Source organism: Paracoccus onubensis, from assembly GCF_003591515.1.
Lineage (GTDB): Bacteria > Pseudomonadota > Alphaproteobacteria > Rhodobacterales > Rhodobacteraceae > Paracoccus > Paracoccus onubensis.
This window is the reverse complement of record NZ_QZCG01000017.1, coordinates 16,056-33,767: the sequence shown is the minus strand read 5'-3', so window position 1 is coordinate 33,767 and position 17,712 is coordinate 16,056. Positions and strand designations below refer to the sequence as shown.

General features: G+C 61.3%; 22 protein-coding genes. 14 read left to right on the top strand and 8 right to left on the bottom strand.

Features of this window, described 5'->3' with window-relative positions:
• Positions 1 to 29: 29 nt before the first annotated feature.
• Complete coding sequence (locus tag D3P04_RS20430; protein WP_119751723.1) at positions 30 to 908, bottom strand: LysR family transcriptional regulator; 879 nt, start codon at positions 906 to 908, stop codon at positions 30 to 32.
• A gap of 98 nt (positions 909 to 1,006) precedes the next feature.
• On the opposite strand from D3P04_RS20430, the gene D3P04_RS20425 reads away from it, so the two are divergent.
• Complete coding sequence (locus D3P04_RS20425; protein WP_119751722.1) at positions 1,007 to 1,594, top strand: FMN-dependent NADH-azoreductase; 588 nt, start codon at positions 1,007 to 1,009, stop codon at positions 1,592 to 1,594.
• Between the two features lie 255 nt (positions 1,595 to 1,849).
• Here the strand turns inward: D3P04_RS20425 and D3P04_RS20420 are convergent, their stop codons facing one another.
• Positions 1,850 to 2,146 carry an antibiotic biosynthesis monooxygenase family protein gene (locus D3P04_RS20420; RefSeq protein ID WP_119751721.1) on the bottom strand — a complete coding sequence of 99 codons (297 nt, stop codon included), beginning with the start codon at positions 2,144 to 2,146 and terminating at the stop codon, positions 1,850 to 1,852.
• Positions 2,147 to 2,407: 261 nt separating this feature from the next.
• On the opposite strand from D3P04_RS20420, the gene ffh reads away from it, so the two are divergent.
• From ffh to rpmE, 9 genes are all read left to right on the top strand, one after another.
• Positions 2,408 to 3,904 carry a signal recognition particle protein gene (gene ffh, locus D3P04_RS20415; RefSeq protein ID WP_119751720.1) on the top strand — a complete coding sequence of 499 codons (1,497 nt, stop codon included), beginning with the start codon at positions 2,408 to 2,410 and terminating at the stop codon, positions 3,902 to 3,904.
• Positions 3,905 to 4,001: 97 nt separating this feature from the next.
• The gene (locus D3P04_RS20410) at positions 4,002 to 4,523 is read left to right on the top strand and encodes a GNAT family N-acetyltransferase (RefSeq protein ID WP_119751719.1); all 522 of its coding nucleotides are present in this window, start codon (positions 4,002 to 4,004) and stop codon (positions 4,521 to 4,523) included.
• 121 nt (positions 4,524 to 4,644) lie between these two features.
• A complete protein-coding gene (locus D3P04_RS20405) occupies positions 4,645 to 4,941 on the top strand; it encodes a chorismate mutase (RefSeq protein ID WP_119751718.1) in 297 nt (98 codons plus the stop codon).
• Between the two features lie 48 nt (positions 4,942 to 4,989).
• Positions 4,990 to 5,367, top strand: coding sequence for a 30S ribosomal protein S16 (gene rpsP / locus D3P04_RS20400; RefSeq protein ID WP_119751717.1), 378 nt, complete (start codon positions 4,990 to 4,992; stop codon positions 5,365 to 5,367).
• A 53-nt stretch (positions 5,368 to 5,420) separates the two neighbouring features.
• Positions 5,421 to 5,561, top strand: coding sequence for a hypothetical protein (locus D3P04_RS23480; RefSeq protein WP_182912950.1), 141 nt, complete (start codon positions 5,421 to 5,423; stop codon positions 5,559 to 5,561).
• Between the two features lie 3 nt (positions 5,562 to 5,564).
• Positions 5,565 to 6,059 (top strand): ribosome maturation factor RimM, encoded by a 495-nt coding sequence (gene rimM, locus D3P04_RS20395; RefSeq protein WP_119751716.1) that lies wholly within the window; start codon positions 5,565 to 5,567, stop codon positions 6,057 to 6,059.
• Positions 6,056 to 6,928: a tRNA (guanosine(37)-N1)-methyltransferase TrmD gene (trmD, locus tag D3P04_RS20390; protein WP_119751715.1), complete on the top strand. Its 873-nt coding sequence runs from the start codon at positions 6,056 to 6,058 to the stop codon at positions 6,926 to 6,928. The genes rimM and trmD overlap by 4 nt, the downstream gene beginning before the upstream one ends.
• A 4-nt stretch (positions 6,929 to 6,932) precedes the next feature.
• Positions 6,933 to 7,322, top strand: coding sequence for a 50S ribosomal protein L19 (gene rplS / locus D3P04_RS20385; protein WP_119751714.1), 390 nt, complete (start codon positions 6,933 to 6,935; stop codon positions 7,320 to 7,322).
• Between the two features lie 13 nt (positions 7,323 to 7,335).
• Positions 7,336 to 7,557, top strand: a complete 222-nt coding sequence (gene rpmE / locus D3P04_RS20380) for a 50S ribosomal protein L31 (protein ID WP_119751713.1) — start codon at positions 7,336 to 7,338, stop codon at positions 7,555 to 7,557.
• 308 nt (positions 7,558 to 7,865) lie between these two features.
• Here the strand turns inward: rpmE and D3P04_RS20375 are convergent, their stop codons facing one another.
• From D3P04_RS20375 to D3P04_RS20350, 6 genes are all read right to left on the bottom strand, one after another.
• A complete protein-coding gene (locus D3P04_RS20375) occupies positions 7,866 to 8,951 on the bottom strand; it encodes an ABC transporter ATP-binding protein (RefSeq protein WP_119751712.1) in 1,086 nt (361 codons plus the stop codon).
• Between the two features lie 17 nt (positions 8,952 to 8,968).
• Positions 8,969 to 10,519, bottom strand: a complete 1,551-nt coding sequence (locus tag D3P04_RS20370; RefSeq protein ID WP_119751711.1) for an alpha-amylase family glycosyl hydrolase — start codon at positions 10,517 to 10,519, stop codon at positions 8,969 to 8,971.
• Positions 10,520 to 11,653, bottom strand: a complete 1,134-nt coding sequence (locus D3P04_RS20365; RefSeq protein WP_119751710.1) for a carbohydrate ABC transporter permease — start codon at positions 11,651 to 11,653, stop codon at positions 10,520 to 10,522. It lies immediately after the preceding gene.
• Complete coding sequence (locus tag D3P04_RS20360; RefSeq protein ID WP_119751709.1) at positions 11,653 to 12,648, bottom strand: carbohydrate ABC transporter permease; 996 nt, start codon at positions 12,646 to 12,648, stop codon at positions 11,653 to 11,655. The genes D3P04_RS20365 and D3P04_RS20360 overlap by 1 nt, the downstream gene beginning before the upstream one ends.
• Before the next feature lie 164 nt (positions 12,649 to 12,812).
• The gene (locus D3P04_RS20355) at positions 12,813 to 14,168 is read right to left on the bottom strand and encodes an ABC transporter substrate-binding protein (protein WP_119751708.1); all 1,356 of its coding nucleotides are present in this window, start codon (positions 14,166 to 14,168) and stop codon (positions 12,813 to 12,815) included.
• Positions 14,169 to 14,259: 91 nt separating this feature from the next.
• A complete protein-coding gene (locus D3P04_RS20350; RefSeq protein ID WP_232845105.1) occupies positions 14,260 to 15,231 on the bottom strand; it encodes a quinoprotein relay system zinc metallohydrolase 2 in 972 nt (323 codons plus the stop codon).
• A gap of 245 nt (positions 15,232 to 15,476) precedes the next feature.
• On the opposite strand from D3P04_RS20350, the gene pqqA reads away from it, so the two are divergent.
• The 4 genes from pqqA (at position 15,477) to pqqD (ending at position 17,581) form a co-directional block, all read left to right on the top strand.
• Positions 15,477 to 15,569: a pyrroloquinoline quinone precursor peptide PqqA gene (pqqA, locus tag D3P04_RS20345; RefSeq protein ID WP_076522366.1), complete on the top strand. Its 93-nt coding sequence runs from the start codon at positions 15,477 to 15,479 to the stop codon at positions 15,567 to 15,569.
• Positions 15,570 to 15,639: 70 nt separating this feature from the next.
• A complete protein-coding gene (pqqB, locus tag D3P04_RS20340) occupies positions 15,640 to 16,521 on the top strand; it encodes a pyrroloquinoline quinone biosynthesis protein PqqB (RefSeq protein WP_119751706.1) in 882 nt (293 codons plus the stop codon).
• Entirely contained in the window at positions 16,518 to 17,267 is a 750-nt protein-coding gene (gene pqqC / locus D3P04_RS20335) for a pyrroloquinoline-quinone synthase PqqC (protein ID WP_119751705.1), read from the top strand. The genes pqqB and pqqC overlap by 4 nt, the downstream gene beginning before the upstream one ends.
• Complete coding sequence (pqqD, locus tag D3P04_RS20330; protein ID WP_119751704.1) at positions 17,267 to 17,581, top strand: pyrroloquinoline quinone biosynthesis peptide chaperone PqqD; 315 nt, start codon at positions 17,267 to 17,269, stop codon at positions 17,579 to 17,581. The genes pqqC and pqqD overlap by 1 nt, the downstream gene beginning before the upstream one ends.
• Positions 17,582 to 17,712: the final 131 nt, after the last annotated feature.

Below are 17,712 nucleotides of genomic sequence, written 5' to 3'. Positions count from 1 at the left end.
GCCAGCCCGACGGACCCGCGCGGCCCGTGTCAATCCCGGCCGGTGCCTTTTGGCATCTCTTCCCGCAGAGCTTCAAGTGCCGCCTGTACCTTGGGGGCACGATGCATATCGACATGCGTGACCAGCCAAAGGGGCGATTCCCATTCCGGCAGGCTCATGACCCTGGCCAGCCCCCCCGCCCGGAAGTCGGGCAGAACGCCAAGCGCCTCGCCTCCCTGCACGATCGCGGCAAGCGCATCACCGTCATTACTGACAAATACGAAATTGGCAGCCGGAACCCGCTCTTCCAGCCAGCGCATGAATGGCGCCCGCTGCCCATCCGCTCCTGGCAGGGGCATAGCGAAGCGATGGGCGGCCAGATCCTCTCCGACGGGACCATAATTATCCAGATACGCAGGCGCGGCATACAGGACCGGGCGCATCGCCAGCAAAGGACGGACTACATAATCCGGTTGCGTCGGCCGCGCCCCGGCGCGGATCGCAAGATGGGCTTCGCCCACCGCCAGCCGAAACATCCTTGCATCGGTCATATAGCGAAGCCGCAATCCGGGGTGACGTTTCAGCAACCGCATCAGGTGTGGCATCACCTCATCCGCCAGATCGGGCAGCGAGGTCACGACCAGCTCGCCCTCGATCCGGTCTCCGGCCCCGGCAATCCGCGAAGCCATCTGCGCGATACGCTCATCCGCCTCGCCACCCATGCGCAGCAGTAACTGCCCCGCCTCGGTCATGGCATAGCCGCGTGCGTGACGCTGGAACAACCGCGTGCCCAGCTGCGCCTCCAACGCATCCACGCGGCGGATCACCGTCGCATGATGCACGCCAAGCATTTCCGCGGCACCGCTGACCGTTCCGGTACGGGCCACGGCCAATGCCGTGCGGATATCGTCCCAGCTTTCGATATTCATGTGCATCCTCGCACAGAGACTGCGCATTTATCGCCATTTTGTTCGGGTTTGCAAAGATATATCTGTCAGCCAAGAACAAATCCGAAGGAACGAAACAGATGCATATTCTTCATATCGACAGCGCCGTCACGGGCGAAGATTCGGTTTCCCGCAAACTGACCGCCGATATCGTGGCCAGGCTGACATCGAAAAATCCCGGCGCCACGGTGACCTATCGCGACCTGAACGAGGGTGTTCCGGCCATCGATACGGAATGGTATCGCGGCGTCCGCCTTGCCCCCGAGAATCCGACGGCCGAACAACAGAAACGTATCGACGCCTCGGACGCCTATCTGAAAGAGCTGCAGGATGCCGATGTGCTGGTCCTTGCCTCGCCGATCTACAATTTCGGCATCACCGCCCAGGTAAAGAACTGGATAGACCAGATCACCCGCGCGGGCATCACCTTCCGCTATTCCGAAGCGGGGCCGGAAGGTCTGCTGAAGGGCAAACGCGCCATCATCGTCTATAGCGCGGCAGGTACGCCGAAAGGGTCCGAGCTTGACTTCGCCTCGGGTTATCTGCGCCACATCCTGGGCTTCAACGGCATCACCGATGTGGAATTCGTCGTTGCCGACCGTCTGGCCATGGACCGCGATGCCGGGCTGGCGCGGGCACAAGAGGCGCTGGACAACCTCGCCGCCTGAAAATCACCTGCTTGCGTGCTGAATTACGGGGCCGCGCCTGTCGCGGCTCCTTTTTCATGACCGGATTATTCCCGATCGCGGCGATCGGGGCTTCATTTCGGCCCAAACGTTGTCTCCCGGGCGGATCGTCTGGCAACTTCATGGTCAAAAGCTCCCCCGGCTTCTTCGTGGCGGCAGCGTCAAGCCGACGAAAGCAGGTTCCGATCACAAAACCTGCTTTCGCGTTGTTATGTGAATGTATCGGACAGGTTCGGTCTACGGTTTCTTATACCGCCGGATGACTTCGCAAACGGCAATGTCATATTCGTCGAACCACGCTTCGCGACCATGTCTTCTGGCCTCGAGATGTTCGGGATGATTTGCCCAGGCCTGCTGATGCTCATCGGTGTCGAACTCGACAATGGTTACATGCTCGCCATCGGTCGCATGGAATTGCTTGAATGATACAAATCCCGGCATTTTCTGGCCAATCTCGGCCATCTTCTTACCGGTTTCGACATATGCCGGACGGGTTTCCTCATTAACACGTGAACGAAATACTGTGATTGGCATTATGGCTTCCCTGATTACTAAGTATCCACGCGCTACACTTGCCCGGTAGGAATAACGGTCGTCAATATGATCCGGGCCGCAAAGTGCATTTGTTGACTCGTCTCCGGTTTTCGCATATCAGACAGCGAATTCCCGGAAGGTTTGCCCTTCCGGTCCCCGTTTGCCGCGGGGATCGCCCCCCGTCAGCGCGTTGCGCCCACGGGGGCATTCGTGCTTTGAACCGGCCTTCCGGGGCCATCGATGAACCGCAGGAGGCCCGCGATGTTCGAGAACCTGTCCGACCGGCTTGGCGGCGTCTTCGACCGGCTGACCAAGCAAGGTGCGCTGTCCGAAGACGATGTCAGGACCGCCATGCGCGAGGTGCGCGTGGCGCTGCTGGAAGCCGATGTCTCGCTGCCCGTGGCCCGAAGCTTCGTCAAGGCCGTCACCGCAAAGGCCACCGGTTCCGCCGTCACGAAATCCGTGACGCCCGGCCAGCAGGTCGTCAAGATCGTCCATGACGAGTTGATCAAGGTCCTGCAGGGCGAGGACGAGCCCGAGGCCCTGCGCATCGACAATCCGCCCGCGCCCATTCTGATGGTGGGCCTGCAGGGTTCGGGTAAAACCACCACGACCGCGAAACTGGCCCGCCGCCTGCAAGAGCGCGAGAAGAAGCGCGTTCTGATGGCCAGCCTCGACACCAACCGCCCGGCCGCGATGGAACAGCTGGCCGTGCTGGGTCAGCAGATCGGCGTCGATACCCTGCCCATCGTCAAGGGCGAATCCGCGACCCAGATCGCCAAACGCGCCAAACAGCAGGCATCGCTTGGCGGCTATGACGTCTTCATCCTCGACACGGCCGGCCGGTTGCATATCGACCAGGTGCTGATGGACGAGGTGCAGGCCGTGCGCGACATCGCCCAGCCGCGCGAGACCCTGCTGGTCGTCGATGGCCTCACCGGTCAGGACGCGGTGAATGTCGCCACCGAATTCGACGGCAAGGTCGGCGTCTCGGGCGTGATCCTGACCCGGATGGATGGCGACGGGCGCGGCGGCGCGGCACTGTCCATGCGCCAGATCACCGGCAAGCCGATCCGCTTCGTGGGTCTTGGCGAAAAGATGGACGCGCTGGAAAGCTTCGACGCGCAGCGCATCGCGGGCCGCATCCTCGGCATGGGCGATATCGTCACGCTTGTCGAAAAGGCCCAGGAAGTGCTGGAGGTCGAACAGGCCGAGCGCATGATGAAGCGCTTTCAGAAGGGTCTGTTCAACATGAACGACCTGAAGGGCCAGCTTGAGCAGATGCAGAAGATGGGCGGCATGCAGTCGATCATGGGCATGATGCCCGGCATGCAGAAAATGGCCAAACAGGCCGAGGCCGCGGGGATGGACGACACCGCCGTGCGCCGCCAGATCGCCCTGATCAGCTCGATGACCAAAAAAGAGCGCGCCAATCCGGCCCTTCTTCAGGCCAGCCGCAAGAAGCGTATCGCGACGGGTGCCGGGCTGGACGTGGCGGAACTGAACCGGCTGCTGAAGATGCAGCGCCAGATGGCCGACACGATGAAGAAGATGGGCAAGATGGGCAAGGGCGGCATGATGAAACAGGCCATGCGCGCCATGACCGGTCGTGGTGGCGGACTGCCCGACATGGCCAATGCCGATCCGGCGAAAATGGCCGAGGCCACGAAGATGCTGCAGGATCCCAAGGGCCTTGGCGGCCAGCTTGGCAAGGCCGGATTGCCCGGCGGGTTCAGCGGATTGTTTCCCAAGAAGTGACCGCAATGCAGCCTCAACCGATCAGTTTGCCCAGACCGCACCCTTTTGAACGCGATGGCGGAAATGCCCTTGCGAACGGTTTCCGGGTGTCGTCGTCATGACCCTGATTTCCGCCGAGATCCCGGTTATCGAGACCGGGCGCCTGATCCTGCGTGAACCGCGTATGGCGGATTTCGAGGCGCATGCCGCCTTCCTCACATCCGGGCGCGCACAATTCGTCGGCGGCCCCCTTGATCGCGCGCAGGCATGGCGCGGCTTTTCCTCGGGCTTCGGGCATTGGATATTGCTGGGCTTCGGAATGTGGACGATCGAGGAAAAGGCAACCCGTCAGCCCGCCGGGCGTGTCGGCATCCTGAATCCCGAAGGCTGGCCGGAACCCGAACTCGGCTGGCATGTCTATGACGGCTTCGAAGGCAGGGGCATCGCCTACGAGGCCGCCCTCGCCGCCCGCAGCGCCGCCGGAACGCATTTCGGCATCACCGCCCCGATCTCGTTCATCGTCCCTGAAAACACCCGCTCGCGCCGCCTCGCGGAACGGCTTGGCGCCACCATCGAGCGCGAGGGCGAGGTTCTCGGCCAGCCCTGCCTCGTCTACCGCCATCCAAGGGAGGCAAGCTGATGCCCTTCTTCTTTGTCCAAATACCTTCCGAGGGCGCAGATTGGCATGCCCGTGCTTCGGGAGCCATCCGGCGACGGGGACAAACGCCCCCCGCGCCCGAGCCCGCCACAGGAGCCAGCGCATGACCGATCCAGTCACCCGCGCCGCCGAATTGCTGAAAGAGCATCGCGCCAGCATCGACCGGCTGGATGCCATCCTCGTCTACACCCTGGCCGAGCGGTTCAGTCACACCCAATCCGTCGGCCGTCTCAAGGCCGAACACGATCTTCCGCCGTCCGATCCCGCGCGCGAGGCGCAACAGATCGAGCGGCTGGAACGCCTCGCGCGTGAGGCCGATCTCGACCCGGAATTCGCGCGCAAATTCCTGAATTTCGTGATCGCCGAAGTGATCCGGCATCACGAACAACTGCAACCCTGACGGGCGCGCGAACCGCGTCCGATACGCCATTTCACAAGGAGAAAACCAATGGCAGTCAAAATCCGTCTGGCCCGTGGCGGCTCGAAAAAGCGCCCCCATTACGCCATCGTCGCCGCCGATACCCGCAAACCGCGTGACGGCCGCTTTCTTGAAAAGCTGGGCACCTATAACCCGCTTCTGCCCAAAGACAGCGAAGAGCGCGTGAAGATGGACATGGAGCGCGTACAGCACTGGCTGGATCAGGGCGCCCAACCGACCGACCGCGTCGCCCGCTTCCTCGAAGCCGCAGGCAAAAAGGAAAAGACCGAGCGCAAGAACATGAAAAAGGCCGAACCCGGCAAGAAAGCCCAGGATCGCGCCGCTGCCCGTGCAGAAAAAGCCGCAGCAGCCGACGCCCCGGCCGAAGAAGCCGCCGCGGAAGAATGATCGTATGATCAGGCCCATGCTGTCCCGCGTGGGTCTGATTGTGCAGAAGCGTTATGTTCCGGCTGTTTCGCCTAGCGGCCCTGCTCGCGCTGGCTTTTCTTGCGGGAATGCTGGCCGAGCGGTCATATCAGAAGGATCGCTGCCTTGATCATGGCGGCAGCTGGAGCAAGGCGGGTTTCTGCGACAGGGGGTAGCCCATGACCGATAAAGTCTGCGTCGGAGCCATTGCCGGAGCCTTCGGGGTCCGAGGCGAAGTGCGGCTGAAAAGCTTCTGCTCGCAACCGCAGGACATCGCCGGATATGGCCCTCTGACGACCGAGGATGGCACCCGCAGTTTCACCGTCAAACTGACCCGCCCCGTCAAGAACGGGATGGGCGCAAGATTGTCCGGGATATCCACCCGCGAAGACGCCGAAGCCCTGCGCGGCACCACCCTTTGGGCACCGCGCGACGCCCTGCCCTCATTGCCGGATGACGAATTCTACCATGCCGATCTGATCGGGCTGGAGGTATTCGATACCGGCGGACAGACGCTTGGCCGGGTTCGGGCGATCTTCGATCATGGCGCGGGTGACATTCTTGAAGTGGCGGGCCGCGAGCTGTTATTGCTGCCTTTCACCCGCGAAATCGTTCCGACTGTCGATCTGAAAGCGGGCCGGATCATCGCCGATCCGCCCGGCTCGGACGAATGAGCGGGGCGCCTAAATCGCATGGCCGCCTGTCCGTCAGGCCCAGCCTGCGCCCGCGCGAACTGATGGCCGAACCGCAGGTCAGGGGCGCCTGGACCGCGACTGTCGTCACCCTGTTCCCCGAAGCCTTTCCCGGCATCCTCGGCCTGTCCCTGACGGGCCGCGCGCTGGCCGAGGGGCTGTGGAACCTTCGCAGTGTCCATCTGCGCGAATTCGGCATCGGCAGGCATCGCAATGTCGACGACACCCCGGCTGGGGGCGGCGCGGGCATGGTGATCCGCCCCGATGTCCTGAGCGCCGCCCTGCAAGAGGCCGGGAATGCCGCACCCATCATCTATATGTCGCCGCGCGGGCGCCCCTTTACTCAGTCCCGCGCGCGCGAACTGGCGCAGGGTCCAGGGGTCACGCTGATCTGCGGTCGTTTCGAGGGGGTGGACCAGCGCGTGCTGGACGCTTATGACGTCGAAGAGGTCAGTATCGGCGATTATGTCCTGACCGGGGGCGAAATCGCCGCACAGGTCTTGATCGACGCGACGGTTCGGCTTATACCGCGCGTGCTGGGGAATCAGGATTCGCTGGCCGAGGAATCCTTTTCCATCGGCAATCGGGGTCTTCTGGAGCATCCTCAGTACACGAAGCCCGCCCAATGGGAAGGCCGCGAGATCCCGCCGGTTCTGCTGTCGGGAAATCATGCGGCCATTTCCGCATGGAGGGCAGCCGAGGCCGAAAGGCTGACCAAGGAACGCCGCCCCGACCTGTGGCGGGCATGGACCGAAGGGGAAAACCCCGGCGGCATGGACCCGACAAAGGACCGACAGCTCTCGGGCGCATCAGACCAATCGCGGGACTACCGCGAGCATGAAAAGGATTAATGCGATGAACCTGATCGCCCAACTCGAAGCCGAGCAGATCGCAGAGCTTGGCAAGACCATCCCGGATTTCAAGGCCGGCGACACCGTGCGCGTCGGCTACAAGGTGACCGAAGGCACCCGCACCCGCGTGCAGAACTTCGAAGGCGTCTGCATCTCTCGCAAGGGCGGCGACGGCATCGGCGCCAGCTTCACCGTCCGCAAGATCAGCTTCGGCGAAGGCGTGGAGCGTGTCTTCCCGCTTTACTCGACCAATATCGATGCGATCACGGTCGTCCGCCGCGGTAAAGTCCGCCGCGCCAAGCTGTATTACCTGCGCGACCGTCGCGGCAAATCGGCCCGTATCGTCGAAAAAACCAATTACAAGCCCAAATCGGGCGCTGAAGCGAACGCTTGAACGAGGTCTCCCGATGAAAAAAGACATCCATCCCGATTATCACATGATCGAAGTCAAGATGAACGACGGCACCACCTATCAGACCCGCTCGACCTGGGGCGCCGAGGGTGAGACCATGACGCTTGACATCGACCCGACCTCGCATCCCGCATGGACCGGCGGCTCGACCCGCCTGATGGATACCGGCGGACGCGTGTCGAAGTTCAAATCGAAATATGCTGGTCTGGGCTTCTGAACCACACCGACATGATCCATATGAAACGCCGTCCTTCGGGGCGGCGTTTTTCATTCAGCCGGACAGCGGACACCCGCCCCTTGCGCGGCCGGGGAAACAGCCCGTGAAAACCGCCGGAACAACCGCCGCGCCTGGCTTCACTTGCACATCTTCTTTGCGGCAAATACCTCGGGGGGTCGCCGGCGGATCGTGCCACTGGTTCAAGAGACCTGCCGGCGACCGGCATCGGGCATCCCGCGCGCAGAGGACCGGCTACTCGCATAAATCTTGACGCATATCGCGCAGGCCTGTCGTCATGCGCAGGCGCGTCAGCGATACAAAAGCGACCGGCCGTCATGAAACAGATGCATCGCGTCGGGTCTCGCGGCAAGGCGCACCATCTGCCCCGACAGCCCGGCATGGATCCCCGGCAGTTTCGCGATCACCGGCGGCGCATCCTGTCCGGTTCCGAAATAAAGCAATGTCACCTCGCCCAGCGCCTCGGTCAGATCCACGCGGCCCTCGAATATCGCCGGACCGTCGGTCTCGAACATATCCTCGGGGCGAATGCCAAGATTGACGGCCAGACCTTCATCCTCCGCCCCTGTCGGAACCGCAAGTTGCGCCTGCCCTCCGCCGTCCAGCGCGACAGTGGTCACCTCGCCCACGGCGGTCACCTTACCCGGCAGCAGGTTCATCGCGGGCGAACCGATGAATTGGGCGACGAATTCGTTCACCGGACGTTCATACAGTTCCAGCGGCGCCCCGATCTGCGCGATACCGCCGCCCGCCAGCACCACGATCCGGTCGGCCAGCGTCATGGCCTCGGTCTGATCATGGGTCACATAGATCATCGTCCGGTCGGGCATCGAGGCCTTTAGCTGCGCAATCTCGATCCGGGTCGCCACGCGCAGGGCGGCGTCGAGATTCGACAGAGGTTCGTCGAACAGGTAAACCTTGGGATCGCGCACAAGCGCCCGCCCGATCGCCACCCGCTGACGCTGACCGCCCGACAGCGCCTTGGGAAGACGGTCGAGATAGGGCGTCAGTTGCAGCATCCTGCCCGTGCGATCGGTCGCCTCGCGGATCTCTGCCTTGCTTTTGCCGGCGATTTTCAGAGCGAAAGCCATATTGTCGCGCACCGTCATATGCGGGTAAAGCGCATATGACTGGAACACCATGGCGATCCCGCGCTGGCTGGGCGGAATATCGTTGACCCGCACGCCATCGATATCCAGCGAGCCGCCGGTGATCTGCTCCAGCCCCGCGATCATCCGCAAAAGCGTGGATTTCCCACAGCCCGAAGGGCCGACGAACACGATGAACTCTCCCGACCTGATGGAAAGGTCGATATTGCTCAGAACCTGGACCTCGCCATAGGATTTCGCGACATCAGTCAGTTTCAAATCGGCCACGGTCAGCCCCTTCCCTGTCAACCTTCGATAATCTGAACCTGCCACGGCTCCAGCCCGCCCGCCTCTTCATCGGACAGATTGGCGCGGATATGCAGCGTTTGCGCATCGTCATGGCGACGGAACGACAAGAGCGGACCATTGGCGGTAATATCGCTCATCTGACCCAGCCTCAGCGCAGAATGCTCGCGCCGCAGCCCGATGGCCCAGCGGTAATGATGCAGCACGGATTGCGCATCCGCCTCTTGCCCGACAACAGCGCGCTGCAAATGCACATGTGGAACGGGCAGCCAGGGCTGGCTTGTCGAAAAGCCGCCATTCACGCCCATATCCCAGACCATCGGCGTGCGGCAGCCGTCGCGCCCCTTGAATTCGGGCCAGAACTCGATGCCATAAGGATCGCGCAGCTCCTCGAACTGCAATTCCGCTTCGGGCAGGCCAAGCTCTTCACCCTGATACAGACAGACCGAGCCGCGCAGGCAGATCAGCACGGTGCAATAGGCCTTTGCCGCCTGCTCGGGCAGATTCCAGCGTGTCACATGGCGCATCACGTCATGGTTCGACAGGGCCCAGCACGGCCAGGAATTCGGTGCGATTTTCTGCAATTGCGCGAAAACATCCGCGATCCGCTGCGCGGTCAGATCATGACCCGACAGAAAGTCGAACACATAGGACATGTCCACCCGTTTGCTTTCCATGCCCTGCGGCGCGCCCGTATATTCCTCGAGCAGTTCAAGCGCCCGCTCGCTATCGCCGATCTCGCCGACGGACACCGCGCCATAGCGTTTCAGAAGCGTATTGAACCGCTCCAGAAATGCCAGATTTTCGGGCTGCGACTTGTCGTATTTATGGCTTTGATGATTGTAGGGGTTCACCGCAGGCGCGGTATCCGCCTTGCGATCCGCTGGCAAAAGCGGAGGATTATCGCGCAATTGCGCGTCATGGAAATAGAAGTTGACCGTGTCCAGCCGGAACCCGTCAACGCCCTTTTGCAGCCAGAATTCGGTCATCTCCAGAAGCGCATCCTGAACCTCGCGATTATGGAAATTCAGGTCCGGCTGGGAGGTCAGGAAATTATGCAGGTAATATTGTTCGCGCCGCGCGTCCCATTGCCAGGCGCTGCCGCCAAAGATCGACAGCCAGTTGTTCGGAGGCGTTCCGTCCGGCTTGGGATCAGACCAGACATACCAGCTGGCTTTCGGGTTATCGCGGCTGGCACGGCTTTCCGCGAACCACGGGTGCCGATCCGAGCTGTGCGACATCACCAGATCGATCATGACCTTCAGACCAAGCTCATGCGCGCGTTCGATCAGCCGGTCGAAATCCTCCATGCTGCCGAAGATCGGATCGATACCGCGATAATCGCTGACATCATACCCGAAATCCTTCATCGGCGATGTGAAGAAGGGTGAGATCCAGACCGCGTCCACCCCCAGCGAGGCGACATAGGGCAGCCGCCGCGCGATTCCCGCAAGATCCCCCACGCCATCCCCGGTCGTGTCCTGAAAACTGCGCGGGTAAATCTGATAAATGATCCCGCCTTTCCACCAGTTTGCAGTATTTTCGGTCATTTAGCCACCTTTGACGGAACCGGCCAGCAGGCCGCGAACCAGATATCGTTGCATTGAAAAGAACACGATCAGCGGAACCGCGATCGAGATGAAGGCCGAGGTCGCGAGAATCTCCCACTCGCCCCCTTTCGACCCCATCAATTCGCGGAGAACGCCGGTCATGACCAATTGTTCCCGTGTATTGCCAAGAAACACCGTGGCGACCAGAAGGTCGTTCCAGACCCAGAGGAACTGAAAAATCGCAAAGCTCGCCAATGCGGGAAAGGACAGCGGCAGGACGATGCGCCGGAAGATCTGGAAATCGCTCGCGCCATCGACGCGGGCCGACTCGATCACCTCTCGCGGCAAGCCGATCATGTAATTGCGCAGCAGATAGACCGCCAGCGGCAGGCCGAAAGCCGTATGCGCCAGCCAGATGCCCATATATCCCTTGCCGATGCCGATGGCGTTATGCATCTGCAGCAGCGGGATCAGCGACACCTGCAAGGGCACGACCAGCAGACCGACCACCCCCGCCGTCAGCAGGGCGCGACCCGGGAAACGCATCCATGCAAGCGCATAGGCCGCGAAAGCCGCGATCAGGATCGGGATCACCGTGGCCGGGATCGTGACGGTCAGCGTGTTCATGAAGGCGCGGCCCAGCCCTTCGGCGGTCAGCACGCGATGATAGTTCCCGATCGTGAAATCGGGCGGCACCGCGGTCGTGGTAAAGATCCGCTCGCCCCGCCGCATCCCGAACGGCTTTTCCGATGTCAGCCGGTAGCTGCCATCCTCGCTTACCGTCAGTTGCCACCCATCCTCGATCTCGACCGTTTCTCCCGGCTGGTATTTGCCCGGCTCGCGCGCACCCGTCCCCCATGCCGACAATTTCTGATCGCCCTCTGTCACCGAACCTTCGATCACATACAGGCCGTCGACCTGCCGCGCGTCGTCATCGGTTCCGGTACGGGCATATCCGGTCTGCTCGGAAGCCGAAAACGACGCCCACCAGCCGCTTGACGAGATCTGGTCGCGGTCGCGAAAGGAAGAGACGAACAGTCCCAGAGTGGGGATCGTCCATAACACCACCAGCAGAAAGGCAGAGATATGGACCGCCCATGTCAGCGAGGATTTCTTTCCGGCCATTCCCTCCATCAGCCGGCCTCCTTGCGGGCATTGTAGATATTCCAGACCATGATCGGCGTGACCACAATCATCAGCACGATGGCAATCGCCGAGCCGCGGCCGTAATCCGGCGATCCGCGGAACATCCAGTCATACATCAGATTCGCCAGAACCTGCGTGCCCCATTGCCCGTTGGTCATCACGAAAACGATGTCGAAAACCTTCAGCACAACGATGGTGATCGTGGTCCAGACAACGGCGATGCTGCCCATGATCTGCGGCACCTTGATCTTGAAGAACAGCTGCCACGGAGAGGCGCCGTCAAGGATTGCCGCTTCGATGGTTTCCTCGGGGATGCCGCGCAGCGCGGCCGACAGGATGACCATGGCGAAACCGGTCTGAATCCAGACCAGTACGATCATCAGGAAGAAATTGTTCCATGGAATCAGTGTCAGCCAGATTTGCGGTTCTCCGCCAAGCCGGGTGACGATCCAGTTCAGCAGGCCGATCTGGGTTTCGCCCGATTCACGAAATTCATAGATCAGCTTCCAGATCACGCCCGCACCGACAAAGCTGATGGCCATGGGCATGAAGATCAGCGATTTGCCGATATTGCCCCACCTGATCCTGTCGGTCAGCTGCGCCGCGAGCAGACCGAACACCGTGGACAGGGCGGGCACGACCAGCAGCCATAACAGATTGTTCCAGATCGATTCCCGGAACTTGTCGTCGCCCAATGCCCAAAGGTAGTTACCGGCGCCCACGAAGCGGCTGCCATCGGCATTATGAAGCGAGCGCCAGAAGCTGTCGATGACAGGATAGACCAGATAAACGCCCAGAAACAGAACCGCCGGACCGACGAACAACCACGGACGGATCATATTCGCCCTGCGGATATTGTCGCCCGCATTCCTGCCGCGCGGCGGGTAGATACTGTCAAGGACGAGGTTCGAGCCCCAGAACCAGACCACGCAGCCCAGCACGCCCATGGCGATGGTGCCCGCGGCCATCAGGAACAGTTCCATTTTCAGTCCCCCCCGAAAAACATGTCAGAGCACGCCGCGTCCGATCTGAAATACGGCCGCCCGCGTCCCGCGATGGCCGGGGGCGCTGTCCGCCGGCAACCCCCGGGATATTTGCGTGAAGAAGTGAAGAGCGGCGGTTTTGATCGGATGTGACATGACGCGCATTACTTCACCGAGTCCCATTTCTCCTGAATCTGGTCGGCCACATCCTGCGCCGATGCGCCGCCGACGAAATCGACCATGCCGGTCCAGAACGCCCCCGCGCCGATCGAGCCGGGCATCAGATCGGAGCCGTCAAAGCCGAAAACCGTGGCATCCAGCAGGATTTCCCCCATCCTACGCTGCGTATCATTCGCGTAAGCCTCGGGGTTCACGCCGGTATGGGGCGTGACGAAACTGCTTTGAGCCATCCAGATCTCGTGCGCGGCGGGGGTTTTCAGAAACTCGATGAAGGCAAGCGCCGCGGGATTGTCCGACAATACCGAGAACATTGTGCCGCCGCCCAGCACCGGCTTGCCAACGCTGCCATCGGCAGGGGCCGGGAAATAGAAGAAATCCACATCCAGCCCGACTTCGATCCCTTCGGGGAAGAAGGACGGGATGAAGCTGGCCTGATGATGCATGTAGCAATCGGGCGGGAATTCGAACAGGCCCTTGGGACTGTCGCGGAAATCCGTCGAGGAAACCGATGCAGCCCCGCCCGAGACGAAATCGTCATTTCTGGCGAACCAGCCGAATTCCTCGATCGCCGCCACGACCTTGGGATCGTTGAACGGCAAGTCGTTGGTGGTCCAGGCCCGATAATCTTCGGGGCTGCCGGTCCGCAGCATCAGATCCTCTACCCAGTCGGTCGCGGGCCAGCCCGTCGCGCCGCCCGCACCAAGCCCGATACACCACGGCGTCTCGCCATCCGCCGCGATCTGTTCGGTCAGAGCCTTGAGATCCTCGTAGGTTTCGGGCACCTCATATCCCGCATCTTCGAAATTCTCGGGAATATACCAGACCAGCGATTTCACATCGGCCTTGAAGGGAAAGGCATACATCGCCTCTTCCCCGTCCTTGCCTGCATAAATGCCCAGATCTGCCCAACTGTCGCCGGCGGCATAATTATCGCGCACCCATTGCGCCGTTTCCTCGCCCAGCGGCCTGAGATGCCCTTTCTTCGCCAGATCGGCGGCCAGACCGGGTTGCGGGAAAACCGCGACATCCGGCGGTGATCCTGCCTCGCTGTCGATCACGATCTGCTGCTCGAAACTGTCCGAGCCGGAATAATTCACCTTCGCCCCGGTCGCCTCTTCGAAATAGGGCAGAAGCGAGGTGAACAGGTCCTGATCCACCCCAAGCCAGGGGCCGAGAACCGTGAATGACTGGCCATCCAGATCGCCATGAGCCGCCTTGAAATCTTCGAGACTCTGCCAGTTGATGCGATCATCGCTGCCCGGTTCGATCACCATCTGCGCCTGCGCCATTCCGGCACCCAGGGCAATTGCGGCGGCGGTAACATAAAATACAGTTTTCATAAGATCCTCCCTGAACCTTTCTGGAAACATGTTCCGACGATTGATTGTTATCGCTATCAGTCCTTTCTCGTAAGGAATTGTCAAATAAAACTCACTCCCATTCCAGTTCCTTATAGGCTGCCGTCGCGTCACGCGCCGCAGTTTCTTCAAAAGAATTCCATTTATTTTCAATTATTTGCATGGATTTCGCGATCACTGGCACCGCGTCGGACATGGGCAATCCATCAGCTATCGCTGCACGGGTGGAGTCCCTGAGCATGGTCAGAAATTCCGTTTGCGGCGTGACAGCGATTTTCCAGCTTTCCGCAACCTCTCCATGCCCCGGGACGATCCGGCGCGGCATCGGCGCAGGCGCAGCCTCCAGCCATTCAAGCCAGCCATTCAGGGATCCATCGACAACCGGGGTCAGGTCGCGAAAGATCAGATCGCCGCTGAAAAATGTTTCCGTTTTGCTGTCGAATACCGTCAGATCATTGTCGGTATGCGCGGTACCCTCGGCCTTCAGCAGCAATTCCCGGCCGCCAAGGTCGATGATATCGCGATCCGCAACCTGTCGATCCGGCAGAATGACCTCGGTTCCGATCACCTCCTGCGGCGGATAGAGTTCGGCGAGATTGTCCAGATAGGTCTGCGCCCGATACTCAAGCGCGGCCGGCAATGCGGCATGGCCGACGATCTCGGCGCCCGCTTCCTTGAAAACCGATGTGCCAAGCACATGATCGGGATGCATATGCGTCAGGATCACATGACTGATCGGCAGATCGGTCAATTGCCTGATCGCGGCAAATAATTCCTGCCCCTGCCGCCGCGAGACCCCGCTATCGATCACCGCGACGGATTTCTCTCCGATCACCACGCCCAGATTGGCGATGCGGCCATTCGCGGATTCTTCCATCTGAACCGACTCGCCCAGATAGACATGGACACCAGGTGCCAGTTCCCGCAGCGGCAAAGCAGGCAGTGAAGTAGCCGATTGGCATGAAACCTGTTCTTCCAGCAGGTCCGGATGTCGCTTCAGCCAGTTCCGGCTGACTCGTTCCGCCTGCGACTCGCATTCCGCCATGACAGCGCTTTCCGCTTCAGGCAGGAGAATTGGCACACAATCACCAGAAGATCCGGCAAGACAGGCGCTTAAAATCAGATGAATCATTGCCGAATGTTCCCAACAGAGCCTTTCCCGGTAAAAAGCATGACCTTTTCAAAGTAAAAAGATCGGCATCAGACCTTCGTCGTGTTGACACATGCTGCCTCTCATCTACCATAAGATCCAGTCGTGATTTCCACGGCACTGCTTGAGGAGAAACGTTTATGGCATGGACCAAACCTACCCTGAAGGAAATTGCCTGCGGCATGGAAATCAACATGTACGCTCCGGCCGAGGATGAGCCTGTACTGTTCTGATCCATGATGAGCAGACAGAAACCGGCCCTGTCCGAGTGCTTCGGGCAGGGCCGATTTCGTCTGACGCGATATGCAGATCATCATTCTGGGCGCAGCGGCGGGCGGTGGCTTGCCGCAATGGAATTGCGGATGTGACAATTGCAATGCCGCACGTAATGGGCGTATCCCGCCCCTGACTCAAAGCTCGGTCGCGGTCAGCGCGGACGGGCAGAACTGGGCGATTCTGAACGCCTCCCCGGATATTCGCATGCAACTGGCCGCAACGCCTGCCTTGCATCCCGCCGGACCCCGGCAGATGCCTTTGCGTTCGGTGCTGGTCACGAATGGCGATATCGACCATGTGGCAGGGCTTCTGACCCTGCGCGAAAGCCAGGCGTTCGACCTGCTTGCAACCCCCGCCATTCATCAGGCGCTGGCGGCGAACCCGATGTTGTCGGCCCTGCGCACGGATCTGGTCACACGCCGCGAGGTCGCATTGGATCAGGATATCCGGCTTGCGCCCGGTCTGGACGCCACGCTTTTCGCCGTGCCCGGCAAGGTGCCGCTGTATCAGGAGGGCGAGGTGGTCGAGACCGGCCTTGTCGGAGAAACCACGGTGGGGGTCGAATTGAGGGCCGGGGGGCGGCGCGCCCTTTATATTCCCGGCTGCGCCGATATGCCGGACTGGCTGAAATCCCGCATCGCCGGTGCGGATCTGCTGATGTTCGACGGCACCCTGTGGGAGGATGACGAGATGATCCGCATGGGGCTTGGCCAGAAAACCGGGCGGCGCATGGGGCATATGCCGGTCGTGCAGACGATCCGGGATCTGTCGGGGCTGGATATCGGGCGGCGGGTCTTCGTGCATATGAACAATTCGAACCCTCTGACCGATCCCGCAAGCCCGCAGGCGGCCGAGGCAGAGGCACAGGGCTGGCAGATCGGCCGCGACGGAATGGAGATCACGCTGTGAAAGACGTCCCCAATCAACCGCAATCCCGCGAGGAATTCGAGGCGCGCCTGCGTGCCATCGGGGCGGAACGCTATCACGACCGCCATCCGTTTCATGCCCGGCTGCATGGCGGCGAATGCTCCCCGGACGAGGTTCGGGCCTGGGTTATCAACCGCTGGATGTATCAATCGCGCATCCCGATGAAGGACGCCGCCTTCATGTCGCGCGTGGACGATCCGGCTCTGCGCCGCCGCTGGCGCAAACGGATCGAGGATCACGATGGCGGGGTCGAGGAAGGCGGCGGCATCCGCCGCTGGCTTGCCCTTGCCCGCGCCGTAGGTCTGGATCCGGATTACGTCGCCGGCGGCACGGGTATCCTGCCCGCCACCCGTTTCGCCGTCGACGCCTATGTCCGTTTCGTTCGCGACATGCCCTTGCTGGATGCGGTTGCCGCCAGCCTGACCGAGCTTTTCGCCCCGAAAATCCACGCCCAGCGGATCGAGGGCCTGCTGGCGCATTACGATTTCGCCGATGACCGCAGCCTTGCCTATTTCAAGAAACGCCTGACCGAAGCGCCCGAGGATGTCGCATTCGGCCTTGATTACGTGCTGACCCATGCCGATACGCTGGAAAAACAGGACGCTGCAGCGCGCGCCCTGATCTTCAAGACCGATGTCCTCTGGGCGCAGCTTGACGCGCTTTGGCATGCCTATGTGCAGGACAATATCCCGCCCGGCGCATGGCAGCCCGGAGAAGGCCTGCTGTAATGGAACCGCTGATCCGCCCCGACGACATCCCCTATCTGCCGCGTGGCGTGCGCCTGCAACAGGATCGGGTGCGTGGCATCCGCGTGCTGCAAGCGCCGGAACGCGCCATGCAACTGGATGCCATCGGGGACGCGATCCTGTCGGAACTGGACGGACAGCGAAGCATGGCCGCCATCACCGGCGACCTCGCCGCACGCTATAATGCGCCGCCCGAACAGATCGCCGGCGATATCCGCGACTTCCTGACCGGGCTGATCGAGCGGCGCATGGTCTTCCTGAAACCTTTCGAAATCGACGCGGAGGATCATCCATGACCTCCGGAACATATCGCCGGACGACCGCAACCCGGCCATGCCCGCCCGGCCCCCTGCTCTTCTTCTTTGCCCAAATACCTTGCCGGGGGTCCGGGGGATGCAAAATCCCCCGGCCATCGCAGGACGCGATA

Bases quoted from the DNA above. Each gene is read 5' to 3' on its own strand.
- D3P04_RS20430 (WP_119751723.1), bottom strand. From the start codon at position 908: ATGAATATCGAAAGCTGGGACGATATCCGCACGGCATTGGCCGTGGCC.
- D3P04_RS20425 (WP_119751722.1), top strand. From the start codon at position 1,007: ATGCATATTCTTCATATCGACAGCGCCGTCACGGGCGAAGATTCGGTT.
- D3P04_RS20420 (WP_119751721.1), bottom strand. From the start codon at position 2,146: ATGCCAATCACAGTATTTCGTTCACGTGTTAATGAGGAAACCCGTCCG.
- ffh (WP_119751720.1), top strand. From the start codon at position 2,408: ATGTTCGAGAACCTGTCCGACCGGCTTGGCGGCGTCTTCGACCGGCTG.
- D3P04_RS20410 (WP_119751719.1), top strand. From the start codon at position 4,002: ATGACCCTGATTTCCGCCGAGATCCCGGTTATCGAGACCGGGCGCCTG.
- D3P04_RS20405 (WP_119751718.1), top strand. From the start codon at position 4,645: ATGACCGATCCAGTCACCCGCGCCGCCGAATTGCTGAAAGAGCATCGC.
- rpsP (WP_119751717.1), top strand. From the start codon at position 4,990: ATGGCAGTCAAAATCCGTCTGGCCCGTGGCGGCTCGAAAAAGCGCCCC.
- D3P04_RS23480 (WP_182912950.1), top strand. From the start codon at position 5,421: ATGTTCCGGCTGTTTCGCCTAGCGGCCCTGCTCGCGCTGGCTTTTCTT.
- rimM (WP_119751716.1), top strand. From the start codon at position 5,565: ATGACCGATAAAGTCTGCGTCGGAGCCATTGCCGGAGCCTTCGGGGTC.
- trmD (WP_119751715.1), top strand. From the start codon at position 6,056: ATGAGCGGGGCGCCTAAATCGCATGGCCGCCTGTCCGTCAGGCCCAGC.
- rplS (WP_119751714.1), top strand. From the start codon at position 6,933: ATGAACCTGATCGCCCAACTCGAAGCCGAGCAGATCGCAGAGCTTGGC.
- rpmE (WP_119751713.1), top strand. From the start codon at position 7,336: ATGAAAAAAGACATCCATCCCGATTATCACATGATCGAAGTCAAGATG.
- D3P04_RS20370 (WP_119751711.1), bottom strand. From the start codon at position 10,519: ATGACCGAAAATACTGCAAACTGGTGGAAAGGCGGGATCATTTATCAG.
- D3P04_RS20365 (WP_119751710.1), bottom strand. From the start codon at position 11,653: ATGGAGGGAATGGCCGGAAAGAAATCCTCGCTGACATGGGCGGTCCAT.
- D3P04_RS20360 (WP_119751709.1), bottom strand. From the start codon at position 12,648: ATGGAACTGTTCCTGATGGCCGCGGGCACCATCGCCATGGGCGTGCTG.
- D3P04_RS20355 (WP_119751708.1), bottom strand. From the start codon at position 14,168: ATGAAAACTGTATTTTATGTTACCGCCGCCGCAATTGCCCTGGGTGCC.
- D3P04_RS20350 (WP_232845105.1), bottom strand. From the start codon at position 15,231: ATGGCGGAATGCGAGTCGCAGGCGGAACGAGTCAGCCGGAACTGGCTG.
- pqqA (WP_076522366.1), top strand. From the start codon at position 15,477: ATGGCATGGACCAAACCTACCCTGAAGGAAATTGCCTGCGGCATGGAA.
- pqqB (WP_119751706.1), top strand. From the start codon at position 15,640: ATGCAGATCATCATTCTGGGCGCAGCGGCGGGCGGTGGCTTGCCGCAA.
- pqqD (WP_119751704.1), top strand. From the start codon at position 17,267: ATGGAACCGCTGATCCGCCCCGACGACATCCCCTATCTGCCGCGTGGC.